Annotated in this window: 11 protein-coding genes; 6 read left to right on the top strand and 5 right to left on the bottom strand. The window is 68.6% G+C overall.

The genetic code is table 11. The features are described from left to right. The first annotated feature begins 24 nt into the window (after nt 1-24). Complete coding sequence (locus ACO0LU_RS13815; RefSeq protein ID WP_424791928.1) at nt 25-678, top strand: vitamin K epoxide reductase family protein; 654 nt, start codon at nt 25-27, stop codon at nt 676-678. Between the two features lie 3 nt (nt 679-681). Here the strand turns inward: ACO0LU_RS13815 and ACO0LU_RS13810 are convergent, their stop codons facing one another. The 4 genes from ACO0LU_RS13810 to ACO0LU_RS13795 form a co-directional block, all read right to left on the bottom strand. Continuing rightward, nucleotides 682-1,743 (bottom strand): hemolysin family protein, encoded by a 1,062-nt coding sequence (locus ACO0LU_RS13810; RefSeq protein ID WP_424791927.1) that lies wholly within the window; start codon nt 1,741-1,743, stop codon nt 682-684. Next, the gene (locus ACO0LU_RS13805) at nt 1,740-3,149 is read right to left on the bottom strand and encodes a hemolysin family protein (RefSeq protein WP_424791926.1); all 1,410 of its coding nucleotides are present in this window, start codon (nt 3,147-3,149) and stop codon (nt 1,740-1,742) included. The genes ACO0LU_RS13810 and ACO0LU_RS13805 overlap by 4 nt, the downstream gene beginning before the upstream one ends. 369 nt (nt 3,150-3,518) lie before the next feature. Further along, on the bottom strand, nt 3,519-4,961 hold the full coding sequence (gene gndA, locus ACO0LU_RS13800) for an NADP-dependent phosphogluconate dehydrogenase (protein ID WP_424791925.1): 1,443 nt from the start codon (nt 4,959-4,961) through the stop codon (nt 3,519-3,521). Between the two features lie 36 nt (nt 4,962-4,997). After that, a complete protein-coding gene (locus tag ACO0LU_RS13795; RefSeq protein WP_424791924.1) occupies nt 4,998-5,825 on the bottom strand; it encodes a sugar phosphate isomerase/epimerase family protein in 828 nt (275 codons plus the stop codon). Nucleotides 5,826-5,954: 129 nt separating this feature from the next. Here ACO0LU_RS13795 and ACO0LU_RS13790 point away from each other — a divergent pair, with 129 nt between their 5' ends. The 5 genes from ACO0LU_RS13790 to ACO0LU_RS13770 all read left to right on the top strand — a co-directional run bounded on the left by ACO0LU_RS13790 (nt 5,955) and on the right by ACO0LU_RS13770 (nt 11,646). Next, entirely contained in the window at nt 5,955-6,977 is a 1,023-nt protein-coding gene (locus ACO0LU_RS13790) for a LacI family DNA-binding transcriptional regulator (RefSeq protein WP_424791923.1), read from the top strand. A 228-nt stretch (nt 6,978-7,205) separates the two neighbouring features. After that, the gene (locus tag ACO0LU_RS13785) at nt 7,206-7,802 is read left to right on the top strand and encodes a DUF6318 family protein (protein WP_424791922.1); all 597 of its coding nucleotides are present in this window, start codon (nt 7,206-7,208) and stop codon (nt 7,800-7,802) included. 236 nt (nt 7,803-8,038) lie between these two features. Beyond that, nucleotides 8,039-8,677 (top strand): PKD domain-containing protein, encoded by a 639-nt coding sequence (locus ACO0LU_RS13780; RefSeq protein WP_424791921.1) that lies wholly within the window; start codon nt 8,039-8,041, stop codon nt 8,675-8,677. A 171-nt stretch (nt 8,678-8,848) separates the two neighbouring features. Further along, nucleotides 8,849-10,264, top strand: coding sequence for a glucuronate isomerase (gene uxaC, locus ACO0LU_RS13775; RefSeq protein ID WP_424791920.1), 1,416 nt, complete (start codon nt 8,849-8,851; stop codon nt 10,262-10,264). Continuing rightward, nucleotides 10,261-11,646, top strand: coding sequence for a mannitol dehydrogenase family protein (locus ACO0LU_RS13770; protein ID WP_424791919.1), 1,386 nt, complete (start codon nt 10,261-10,263; stop codon nt 11,644-11,646). Before uxaC ends, ACO0LU_RS13770 begins: the two co-directional genes overlap by 4 nt. A 29-nt stretch (nt 11,647-11,675) precedes the next feature. Here ACO0LU_RS13770 and ACO0LU_RS13765 read toward each other — a convergent pair whose 3' ends face one another. After that, nucleotides 11,676-12,725 carry a ketopantoate reductase family protein gene (locus ACO0LU_RS13765; protein WP_424791918.1) on the bottom strand — a complete coding sequence of 350 codons (1,050 nt, stop codon included), beginning with the start codon at nt 12,723-12,725 and terminating at the stop codon, nt 11,676-11,678. Between the last annotated feature and the right edge of the window lie 42 nt (nt 12,726-12,767).

The following is a 12,767-nucleotide window of genomic DNA, read 5'->3' as shown; positions in this document are numbered from 1 at the left end:
CAGGTCGCACCGAGAGGATCCCAGGTGAGCGCGAGCGGAATCGACGAAGAACAGGTCGACGTTACCGGGGCGCACGTCGCCACGGCGCATCAGCGTGCCGGCGGGGCGAGCCCAGGCTTCGGACTGCTCCTGGTGATCACCGGGGTGGTCGGTGCCCTCGCCGCCATCGCGCTGACCCTGGACTACATCAACCTGCTGCGCGATCCCACCTATGTGCCCACCTGTGACCTCAACCCGCTGGTGGGTTGCGGGGACTTCCTCGGCAGCCCGCAGGCCTCGGCGTTCGGGTTCCCCAACGTGGTGATCGGGATGATCACCTTCCCGGTGGTGGTCACGATCGGGGTGATGCTGCTCGCCGGTGGACGGGCACCACGCTGGTTCTGGCGCGCCATGGTGGCGGGCACTGCCTTCGGCGTGGTCTTCGTCAGCTGGCTGCAGTATGTGTCCTTCACCGTGATCGGGGCCCTGTGCCCGTACTGCATGGTGGTCTGGGTGGTGATGATCCCGCTGTTCGTGCACACGCTGGCCAGGGCCGCCCAGAACGGCGCCATCCCGGCGAGCACCGCGACAGCGATGTTCCTGGTGCGCTACCGCTGGGCCCTGACCGGTCTGTGGTACCTGCTCGTCGTCGCCGGGGCCATGTTCGGGCTGGGGGACCGGCTGCTGCTGATCTTCTGACGATCAGCCGTGATGCTGACGACGGGAATCATCCCGGATCACCCCGACCAGTTCCTCGATCACGTCCTCCAGGGTGACCAGGCCCAGCACCGGGGCGCGGTGGGCAGGGCCCTCGCTGTCGTGCACCAGCGCCAAGTGGGCAGAGGAGGCCTGCATCACCCCCAGCACGTGCTGCAGGGAGTCGGTGACGGTGACGGAGGGCAAATCCCGCACGATGGCCGGATCGATCGGCTGCTTGCGCTTCTCGGCATCGTTCTGCAGCAGGTCCTTCAGGTGTACGTACCCGCGCATGGTGCCATCGGGCAACTGGATCGGGAACCGGGAGAAGCTCTCGGCGCTGACCTCCTCCGCCTGGGCCGGGGTGATGTCGGGCGGGAGCGTGCGGATCGTGTCGATCGGTAGCAGCACCGAACGGGTGGAACGTTCCCCGAACCGCAGCGCACCCTGGAGCAGGCGTTCGTCGTTGAGTTCGATCAGCCCGCCGCTGCGCGATTCGGCTACCAGCTCCGAGACCTCGTTCCGGGTGAAGGCGGAGGTGACCTCCTCCTTCGGCTGGACGCGGATCGCCCGCAGCACCAGGTTGGCCAGTTCGTTCAGGGTCCACAGCACCGGGTAGGCGAGCCAGACGATCCCGACCAGGACCGGCGCCAGGATCAGCGCGGCCTTCTCCGGGCCGGCCAGCGCGATATTCTTGGGCACCATCTCCCCGAGCACCACGTGCAGGAACGTGATGAGGACCAGGGAGATCACGAACGCAATCGGGTGCGTGAGCGCGGCCGGTACCCCGATCTCCTCCAGGGGGCCGGCGATCGCTCGCTCGATCGCCGGCTCGGAGATCACCAGCAGCAGCAGTGAGCACACCGTGATGCCCATCTGCGCACCGGCCATCATCAACGAGACCCGCTCCATCGCCCGCAGGGTGATCTTGGCGCGCCGGTTACCGGCCTCCACCATGGGTTCGACCTTGGTGCGCCGCGCGGCCACCAGGGCGAACTCGGCGCCGACGAAGAAGGCATTGAACAACAGCAGGAACGCCGTGATGGCGATGGCCCAGCCTCCACTCATGACCGTGACCCCTCGTCCTCGTCTGCGTGGCTCGGCTCCCCATCGCCCTCGGGCTCGGGCGGCTCGTAGGGACCCAGAGTGCGCAGGCGCAGCCGGTCCACCCGGTGGCCGTCCATCTGCAGCACGGTCATCGCGATCAGCACCCGCTGCTGACCGGGTGTCTCGGCACTGGCGAAGGTGACTTCGTCCCCGGCCTCGGCGAGCCGGTCGAGCAGATCGGCGATCAGGCCGCCGAGGGTGTCGTATGCCTCGTCCTCGGGTAGCTCGATGCCGATCACCTCGCTGGCCTCATCCACCCGCAACAACCCGGACAGGTCCCACGAACCGTCCGGGCTGTGCACCGGGTCGGACTCGGCGTCGTGCTCGTCGCGGACCTCACCGACGATCTCCTCGACCAGGTCCTCCAGGGTCACAAGCCCATCCAGGTCGCCGAACTCATCGATCACCAGGGCCATCTGCAGACCACCGGAGCGTAGATCGTCCATCAGTTGGTCGAGTTCGAGGGATTCCGGGACCAGGGTGGCCTCGGTCAGGATGGCGCTGACCGGGGTGGTGGCACGCTGCTCGAACGGCACCTTGAGGGTGCCGCGCACGTGGACCAACCCGTCCACCCGGGTCTGGGTGTGCCCGTTGTCCTGGATGGTTTGCAGCACTGGGAAGCGGGAGTAGCCGCTGGTCTTGGCGGCGTCGACAAGATCGGCCAGGGTGTCGTCGGGACTGAGGCTGACGATCTGGGAGCGGGGCCTCATCGCCTCACTCGCGCGAAGGTCACCGAACTCCAGGGATCGTGCCACCAGTTCCGCGGTGTCCTCGGCCAGGGTGCCCGAGCGGGCGGAGTGGCGCACCAGCGCCGACAGTTCCTCGGCGCTGCGGGCGGAGGCGAGCTCCTCCTGGGGCTGCATTCCGAGCAGGCGCACGATCCTGTTCGCGGTGCCGTTGAAGAACCGGATCGGCCAGGCATTGATCGTGGTCCACACCCGCTGGTAGCCGGCGATGAAGCGGGCGGTCTGCAGCGGGCGGGCGATGGCGAGATTCTTCGGTACCAACTCAGCGAAGATCATCGTGGTGCCCGTAGCCATGATGAGCGCCAGGGTCAGGGAGAGTGGGCGGGCTCGGGAGGGGTCGATGCCCACGTTCTCCAGCACCGGCTGGAGCAACCGGCCGATCGCCGGCTCGGAGACCCAACCCAGCAGCAGATTGGTTACCGTGATGCCCAGTTGGGCGCCCGAGAGTTGGGTGGACAGGGTCCGCAGGGCCACGAGCACACCCTTGGCGCGGCGATCGCCGGTGGCGGCTTGCTTCTCCACGGCCGAGCGGGGAACGGTGATGAGCGCGAACTCCGCGGCCACGAACCCGCCGCCGCAGGCGACCAGCACCAGCGCCAGGAGAATGAGGAGGACGTCCATCTACGGCACGTCCGGGGAGATCAGGTAGGGGCTATGCCCCTCGGTACTGTCAGGGTCCGCGTCGGGATCTGCGCTCTCGCTCGGTGCAGAGGTTACGTCGGTACTGTCAGAGTCGCCGGTGGCGCCCATGATCTCCATTCCTCGGATGCGGCGGCGGACCGATGTGGCCCGACTGTGCAGCATGCTACACAAACGGCCGCGCGAACTACACTAATGCCGCGATTGTGTGCTCGCGCACCCACCCACCTGTCCGGGCCGCGTCCGTTGCGGTACCGGTCGCTCCGTCCTGCCCTCACGCGACGGAGCGCACCCACCCGGGCGAGCTGCGTCGTCGTCGGTTGTCTGCGGCTCGCGGTCCCCGGGGGGTGCTCAGGACATCCGCTGCTCGACGCGGTCCCCGGACCAGTCGGTGTGGAAGCTGCCCTCATCGTCGATGCGCTCGTAGGTGTGGGCGCCGAAGTAGTCGCGCAACCCCTGCACCAGCGATGCGGGCAGGCGGGAGGCGCGGGCGGAGTCGTAGTAGGCCAGCGCCGAGGCGAATCCCGGGATCGGTACCCCCGCGGACCCGGCCTTGGCCACCACGGAGCGCCAACCGTCCTGGGCCTCGGCCAGACCGGCGTTGATGGTCGGTGCGGCCAGCAGCGTGGGCAGGTTCTGGCCGGCGTATTCGGACCGGATCCGCTCCAGCAGCCGGGCCCGGATGATGCACCCGGCGCGCCAGATCTTGGCCACCTCGGCCACGTCCACGTTCCAGTCGTACTGCAACGATGCCGAGCGGATCAGGTCCAGGCCCTGGGCGTAGGCGATCACCTTGGCCGACCACAGCGCCTGCCGCACCGACTCCACGAACGCGGCGCGGTCGCTCACCTCGATCCCGCCGGTGGGCCCCGCGAGGGACTCCCCGGCGGCGGCACGCAGGTCGGAGTGCCCGGAGACGGAGCGCGCGAAGACCGACTCCGCGATCGTGTTCACCGGCACACCGAGTTCCAGGGCGATCTGGACCGTCCAGCGTCCGGTTCCCTTCTGGCCGGCGGAGTCGGCGATCACGTCCACCAGGCCCTGCCCGGTGCGGGCATCGATCTGGTCCAGCACCTCGGCGGTGATCTCCACGAGGTAGGAGTCCAGGTCGCCGGAGTTCCAGGTGCGGAACACGTCGGCGATCTCGGCATTGCTCATGCCGGCGACGCGCAGGATGTCATAGGCCTCGGAGATGAACTGCATGTCGGCGTACTCGATGCCGTTGTGCACCATCTTGACGAAGTGCCCCGCCCCGTCCGGGCCGATGTAGGTGCAGCACGGTTCGCCCTCGTAGACCGCGGCGATGTCCTCCAGGATCGGGCCCAGGGCTTCGTAGGCCTCCGGGGAGCCGCCGGGCATGATCGAGGGGCCCTCCAGGGCGCCCTCCTCACCACCGGAGATCCCGGCCCCCACGAAGTGCAACTTGTGCTCGCGCAGCGCCGCGTCCCGGCGCCGGGTGTCCTCGTAGTGGGCGTTGCCGCCGTCGACCACGATGTCACCCTCTTCGAGCAGCGGGATGAGGGAGTCGATGGTGGCGTCGGTCGGGCCGCCGGCCATCACCATGAGGATGATCCGGCGCGGACGCTCCAGGCTGGCGACGAAGTCTGCCAGTTCGGTGGCCGGCACGAAGGTGCCCTCGTGGCCGTGGTTCGCGATCAGGTCCTGGGTACGGCCGGGGCTGCGGTTGAACACCGCGACGACGTGGCCGCGGCGGGCGATGTTGCGGGCGAGGTTGCTGCCCATCACAGCCATACCGATGACGCCGATGCGGGCTGAGGCCTCAGTGCTGGTCATAGTGCTCTCTCCTGGTTGTGGCCTGGGGCCCGAAGGTCAGGCGTAGGGGATGGACTCTTGCTCAAGGAGGTCGGTGAACGCCTTCCACGCGGTCCGGAACAGATCCGTGCCGGTAACGTCCGCCGAGGTGGTGTGTGACTCCAGGTGGGGCTCGAGGGAGAAGAATCCCTCGAAGTCATCGGCGCGCAGGGAACGGATGGTCTCCAGGACCTCACCGTCGCCCTCGCCGGCGGGCACCACGACGCCGTCGGAGGCCCGGGCGTCCTTGATCTGCACGTACTCCAGATGCGGGCGGAGTTGTTCGTAGGCGTCGGTGTGCGGACGGATGCCCGCCTGGACGAAGTTGGCGGGGTCCCAGGCGAGTTTGAAGCGATGAGAATCCACGGCGGTGACCAGGTCCAGGCAACGCTCGGGGACGTCGCCGTAGATCTCCATCTCGTTCTCGTGCAGCAGGGTCACGCCGGCGGGCTCGGCGAGTTCGACCAGGGCGCGTATGCGCCGGATGACCTCCTCGCGAGCCTCGTCGGGGTCGATCTCGGGGCGCTGGAAGAAGGAGAAGATGCGGATGTAGGGGGCGCGGAAGTGGTGGGCCACCTCGATCGCCCGGTGCATCCGGTCCAGGTGCGCCGGGAAGTCGTCGTCGATGAAGATCTTGCCGATGGGCGAGCCGATCGCGGAGACCCCGAGGCTGTGGTCGGTGAGGATGTCGCGGGCCTGGCGCAGTTGATCGTCGGTCAGGTCCAGGACGCCGGTGTCCCAGGCACTGCGGATCTCGATGAAGTTCAGCCCGAGTTCTCGGGTGACCGTGCATTGCCGGGTGAAGTCGGCATCGATCTCGTCGGCGAATCCGGACAAGGTCCACATAAGGCGAAGGGCTCCCGCGATGGGGTTGGTCGAGTATTCCTGTCGTGCCGTTTGCAGCCTACCGGCTGCCGGGAGGTGCACGTGGCAAACGGTTGCCATCACGGGTGCCGGGATCGTAGTCTCGGAGTCGTGCACAGGACCGGCGGACGACGGTCGACGACGATCTACCACGTGGCCGAGGCCGCGGGCGTGGCGCCGTCGACGGTGTCGCGGGCATTCTCCCGACCGGGCCGGGTCAATGCCGAGACGGCAGAGCGGATCCGCACGATCGCCGCCGAACTGGGGTACCGGGCGAACCCGCAGGCCAGGGCGCTGTCCACGACCCGGACCATGATGCTGGCGGTGGTGCTGGCGGACGTGACGAACCCGGGGTTCTTCGACCTGGTGCGCGGAGCCGGGTCGGCGGCACGGGAGGCGGGTTACACGATGATGCTCGCCGAGTCCCAGGAGTCTCCTGAGCGTGAGCGCGAGATCCTCGAGGCGATGTCTGCGAGCGCGGACGGGATCGTCCTGGCCGGTGCCCGGATGTCCGACGCCGGGATCCGTCAGATCGCGAAGGTCACCCCGATCGTGCTGGTGAACCGCGACGTGACCGGGGTGCCGAGTGTGGTGGTGGATCTGGCGCGCGGGGCCCGTTCCTCGGCAGAGTACCTGCACGGTCTGGGGCATACGGAGGTGACCTATCTGTCCGGTCCGGAGGCTTCCTGGCCGGACGGGATGCGCTGGCAGGCGCTGCGTGAGGCCGGTGCGCAGTTGGGAATGCGGGTCCGCCGGTCCGGGCCCTACCGGCCGACCGTGGCCGGGGGAGTGCGCGCGGGAGTGAACTGGTGGGAGGCGTCGCGGGCGGGGACGGCCAGCAGCGCCGTGGTCGCCTACAACGACCTGCTGGCGATCGGGTTCATCCGGGCGGTGAGCAAGTCTGGTGGCAGGATTCCCGACGACGTCAGCGTGGTCGGGTTCGACAACACCACCTCCGCCGAACTCATCACGCCCGAACTCACCACGGTGGCGGCGCCGCTGCACGAGGTGGGCGTGACTGCGGCCACCAATGTGATCGCCCTGGCGCGCGGGGCGACCGCGACGCGGTCCGAGCCGGTGGTGGTGCCGACCAGGTTGGTGCAACGCGACTCCTGCGCCGCGCCGCGGCCGTGAGATAACGGCGGGAGACAGCGGCGGGAAAGTTTCGTTTGTCCACAGATTGCGCTGGAGGGCTAGTGGAGCAGGCGTGGTTGTGGAACGGTATTCGGTATGTCCAGGGGGCACACGCGAAGTAGCGGGGTGGAGATGGGGCTGACCAGCGATGGGCGCCGCCGTGGGTGGCGTCGCGGGTTGACGCCGCCCAGGGACCGACGACGGCGGTGGTGGCGCGCCGTAGCGGTGGTGGCAGGTGCGTTTCTCGTCGGCGCGGGAATGGTCGGTTGTGACGGTGCGAATGCCGATCCTGAGCCGGAGCCGCCGACCACGCAGCCCGAGGAGCCGGAAACGCCGGATTCGGAACAGACCGCTGCTGAGCCCGAGGGTGGTGAGCAGGGGCCGCAGGATTATGCCCATCCCCAGCCCGGTCCGGAGATCGAAGACGACGGTCAGGCCGGCGCGGAAGCGGCGGCAGTGTACTTCGTGGAGTTGTTCTCCTATATCCACGCCACCGGCGACTTCGAAGCCTGGGACGAACTCACCACAGAGAACTGCAACTTCTGCCGTGGGGTTCGCGAGCAGGTTTCCGGGATGTACGCCGATGGCGGGTACGCGAGCGCTCAACCACCGGTTGTCGATTCGGTTTTTCCTCATGTTTGGGACCGCATCCCTGGTGACTACTCGGTAGAGGTGGTTTTCCTCTCGCCAGAACTCGTGACGTTCGACTCCGACGGTGAGGTAATCGAGAGATTCCATGAGAGTCGAACGCGTGCATGGTTCGTGGTCGAGCACCGTGACGATGGATGGGTTGTAGTCGGTGCGGATGGCGGCGATCTCCAATGAAGATCCATGCCCTGGTGGCAATGACCCTTCTGACGAACCTTGCAGCAACGGTCGGCGCGCCTGGTCTGACTCCAAGCCCTACTGAAGGGAAGCCACCGGGAGTCTGGGATTCCTATTTCACTGAAGAGAGTGACGAGGCAACTGTGGTGGTCGACAGTACGCAGACCGCCCCCGTTCCGTCACAGAGCGCTTCGACTTCTGGCTCTATAAGTGGGACGACGGGAGGCTTGGGAGGAATGTCGCCGCCGGTGGGGTCGGGGCCGATGGTGGAGCAGGTGGCGTGGCCGGAGTTCGGGGATGTGCCCGACTGTGGCGTGACGGACGTGCGCACGTGCTACGACCCCGGCACGGGCGAGGTCACCATCGTCTGGCCCGTGGTCGACGAGGATGCCGAGACCGGGGATGGCGAGGGTGAACCGGACCTGGTGGTGACCGCGACGCAACTGGTCACGGCGGTGCGGGAATACGCGCGGGTGCGGATCGCCCCGGCGCCGTTGATCCTGCAACCCGATCAGGACTGGCACCTGGTGAATCTGCCGGTGATTGCCCGTACCGAGCCGGCGGTGCAGGAGTTCTCGGTGCTGCTGCTCGGGCTACCGGTGGAGATCCGGGCCGAGCCGGTGTCGTATTCGTGGGACTTCGGGGACGGCTCGGCGGTGCTGAACACGACTGATCCTGGGGCGGGGTACCCGGATCAGACGATCGAGCATGCCTATGAGGCTGCGGGTGAGTATCAGATCACGCTGATCACGTACTGGTCCGGCTCGTTCCGGGTGGGTGATGGGGCCTGGATCGACATCGATGGTCTTGGCGTAACGGCCTCGACCTCCCCGGTGTTGGATCTGCAGGCCCGCACCACCCGCCTGGTCGGCTGACCCGGCCGGGCTGACCTGCATGATCGCCTGATCCGGTCCCACTCACGACGGTGGGGGCAGCCCCGGCCCGTACCGTCGGGTCCGGGTTCGGTCCCAGACGTGCGCGGGCGTCGGGTGGCAATCGGTGGCAACGGGTTGCCATCCAGCGCCCGGCCCAGCAGCATGGCACGCATGAGTGCCCCTGCCATGGAACTGCATCCAGACCGGCTACTCCCCGCCGACGCCGGAGTCCGCAAGATCGCCCGGGAACTGTACGAGTCGGTCGCGGACGCCCCGATCATCTCCCCGCACGGTCATGTGCCTCCGCAGTGGTTGAGCCAGGACATCCCGTTCTCCGATCCCACGTCGCTGCTGATCACGCCCGACCACTACATCAACCGGCTGCTGCACGCCCGCGGTGTGTCGCTGGCCGATCTCGGTGTGGGCCGCGGCCCGTTGTCGGAGCAGGATGCGCGTGCGGCCTTCCGGGCGTTCTGCTCGCACTGGTCGGCCTACCGTGGCACGCCGGTGCGCTACTGGCTCGAGGAGGAACTCGTCGGGATCTTCGGAGTCAGCCAGCGCCCGAGCGCGGAGACCGCCGATGCGATCTATGACCAGATCGCGGCCAAGCTCGCCACCGCCGCCTTCCGCCCCCGGGCACTCTTCGACACGTTCAACATCTCGGTACTGGCCACCACCGATGACCCCTGCGATGACCTCAGTGCGCACCGCGCGCTCGCCGACGATCCCGGGTTCACCGGCCGGGTGATCCCCACCTTCCGCCCGGACAAGTACCTGGACCCCTCGCTGGCCACCTGGAACGACAGCATCGACGCGCTGGCCCGGGCCAGCGGCATCGACACCGGCGACTATGCCGGCTACATCGAGGCGCTGGAGAACCGCCGCGCCTACTTCAAGGCCCACGGCGCGGTCTCCTCCGACCACGGCCACCTGGACGCCGGCACCGCGATCCTGCCCGGTTCGGAGGTGAGCCGGATCTATGCCGCCGCACGCACCGGGCAGGTCAGCGATGAGGACGCACGCGCCTTCCGGTGGCACATGACCTCCGAGATGGCGCGGATGGCCTGCGACGACGGCCTGGTGATGACGCTGCACCCGGGCGTCCGCCGCAACCACCACACCCCGACCTTCGAGACCTACGGGCCCGATGTGGGCTGTGACATCCCCATCGCGATGGAGTTCACCGATTCCCTGCGTCCGCTGTTGAACGCTTACGGCACCCACCCGAACCTGAACCTGGTGCTGTTCACCATCGATGAGACCGTCTACTCCCGCGAACTCGCCCCGCTGGCCGGGTTCTACCCCTCGGTCTATGTGGGTGTGCCGTGGTGGTTCATCGACGCCCCGGAGGCGATTCAGCGTTTCCGCAGCGCCGTCACCGAGACCGTCGGGTTCTCCCGGATCTCCGGCTTCATCGACGACACGCGCGCATTCTGCTCCATCCCCGCCCGGCACGACATGTCCCGCCGCCTGGACGCCGGATACCTGGCCGGGCTGGTGGCCCAGCACCGCCTGGCACTGGACGAGGCCCACGAGACGATCACCGAGATGGTCGTCGACAACCCGACGAGGATTTTCAAACTGTGAACGAGGCGACTCCGCGGCTCACCCGCGCCCTGCTCGACCTGCCCAGTGCGCCGGTGCGGATCGTGCACCTGGGCCTGGGCAACTTCCACCGCGCACACCAGGCCTGGCACACCCATAAGGCTCCCGACGCGCACGACTGGGGGATCGCGGCCTTCACCGGCCGGCGCCCCGACATGGCCCGTGCGCTGGCCCCCCAGGACGGGCTGTACACCCTGATCACCCGGGAATCCAGCGGCGACACCTTCGACGTGGTCCGCTCGATCGTGGCCGTCCACGCCTCTGACGAGCACGAGGCGTTCCTGGGTTACCTGCGCCGGGCCGAGGTGGCGATCGTGACCATGACGCTCACCGAGCACGCCTACCTGCGCAACGAGGAGGGTGGCCTGGACTCCAGCCTTGCGGAGGTCACCGCGGACGTGGAAGCACTCAAGGACGGCCGGCCCGTGCAGACGCTACCCGGACGGCTGCTCGCCGGCCTGCTTGCCCGCCGATCCGCCGAAGCCGGCCCGATCACGCTGCTGTCCTGTGACAACCTGCCCGAGAACGGTGACGTCACCCGCCGCATCGTCACCGACCTGGCCGGTATCGCCGCGCCCGAGGCCCTGGACTGGATCAAGCAGAACGTGGACTTCGCCACCTCGATGGTGGACCGGATCACCCCGGCCACCACCGATGAGGACATCGCGCTGGTCGCGCGGGAACAGGGATACGACGACGTCAGCCCGGTCCCGACCGAGCCGTTCAGTGAATGGGTGGTCTCCGGGACGTTCCCGGCCGGGCGCCCCACCTGGGAGGCCGCCGGAGTGCAGTTGGCTCCGGACGTGGCCCCGCACGAGCGCCGCAAGTTGTGGTTGCTGAACGGCTCGCACTCGCTGCTGGCCTACACCGGCCCGCTGCTCGGGCATCGCACCATCGATGAGGCGATCGCCGACGCGCGCTGCCTGGAGTGGGTGAATGCGTTCTGGGACGAGGCGCAGCGCAACCTCGGCCTCTCCGATGATCTGGTGGGCCAGTACCGCCAGGATCTGTTGGAGCGCTATGGCAATACCGGCGTGCGGCACCACCTGGCCCAGATCGCCTACGACGGCTCACAGAAACTGCCCGTGCGCACCCTGCCCACCGTGCTCGCCGAGCGTGCGGCGGGACGGCTGCCCGCCGGAGCGGCGACGACGCTGGCCGGGTGGGTGCTGCACCTGCGCGGTCAGGGCGCGCCGGTGCAGGACGCCGGTGCCGGCGCGGCGCAGGAGGCCGCTGGGGCCCAGGACCTGGCCGAGGCGGTGGCCGGGGTGCTCAACACCCTGCGGGCCGGTCTCGGGCAGGACGCCGAACTGGTGAGCCTGGTGGTCGAGCGGGTGCAGTACCTGCAGGGGCTGGTGGCCTAGCCTCTCATTCGCCCGGTGCCCCGGCGGGTTCAACTGCGCGGCGCTCGACTCGCCAGCGGGTCCAGTCCCAACTCGGCAGCCAGGTCGGCGGCGCTGATCGCTCCCGGCCGGGCGCCGGTCCGTGCTGCCTGGCGAGCCAGCGCCGCGATGGTGGTGTTCAGTGGGGCAGCGAGCCCGTGTTCGCGGGCGATCAGCGCGATCTGCCCGTTCAGGTAGTCGGTCTCGATCGAGCCGGTGCCCCGGGCGAGCGACTGCCAGGAGGACCCGCCCATTCGATCGGGGTCGGTGCCGGGCACCTCACCCACCCCGAAGGAGACCTGCCGCACGGCCGCCTCGTCGTCGGACGTCACCTCGATGCCCGCGCCCGCGAGGACGGCGCGGGCCTCGGCCCGGGCCGCGTCGGTGAGATCGCCACTATCGGCCGCCGGGCCCAGCACGGCCTGGAAGGCGTTGCCGATGTTGGACAGGAGTTTGTGGTACTTCCACGGCATCACGTCCGCGGGCAGTTCCACCCCCAGGCCCGATTCGCTCCAGTGCGCGCTGACCTGCTCCAGCAGGTCCCGGTCGGCGGGCTCGGTCCGGATAGCCGGGTACCGGGCGATGTGCAGGATCCCTGATTGCGGGGTGCCACGGGCGATGACCTCGCCCGGATGCAGGTGCACCGCGGGCAGCCACACGCACACGCCGAAGACCCGGTCGAAGTAGCGCAGCGCCATCTGCTCGCTGCTCACCCCGTTCAGGGCGGTCAGGATCGGCAGTCGTGCACCCGCCGGGGCTGTGTGGCCGCCGTCGCGGACCGGGGCGTCGGCCCATTGGGACAGCGCGGCCACCGCCTGGTGCGTCTTGGTGGAGAGCACCAGCACGTCATCGGGGCGCAACTCGATCTCCTCGGGCCCACCGATCGCGGTGACGGGTAGGCGGGTGTCCAGGTCCGGCGTGCGCAGATGCAGCCCGTCCCGGCGCAGGGCCGACAGATGCTCGCCTCTGGCCACCAGCACCACCTGGTGCCCGCGATGAGCCAGCCGTCCTGCGATCGTCCCACCAACGGCTCCGGCGCCGATCACTACGTAACGCGTCATAGCCGCCGAGCCTACTGGGGCGCCGCGCCGGGGTGCGCGCGG

Origin of the sequence: Pseudactinotalea sp. Z1748 (assembly GCF_049725185.1) — a bacterium.
Classification (GTDB): domain Bacteria; phylum Actinomycetota; class Actinomycetes; order Actinomycetales; family Beutenbergiaceae; genus CALKWS01.
The sequence above is the reverse complement of the archived record's forward strand: the minus strand, read 5'-3'. Positions and strand labels throughout refer to the sequence as shown.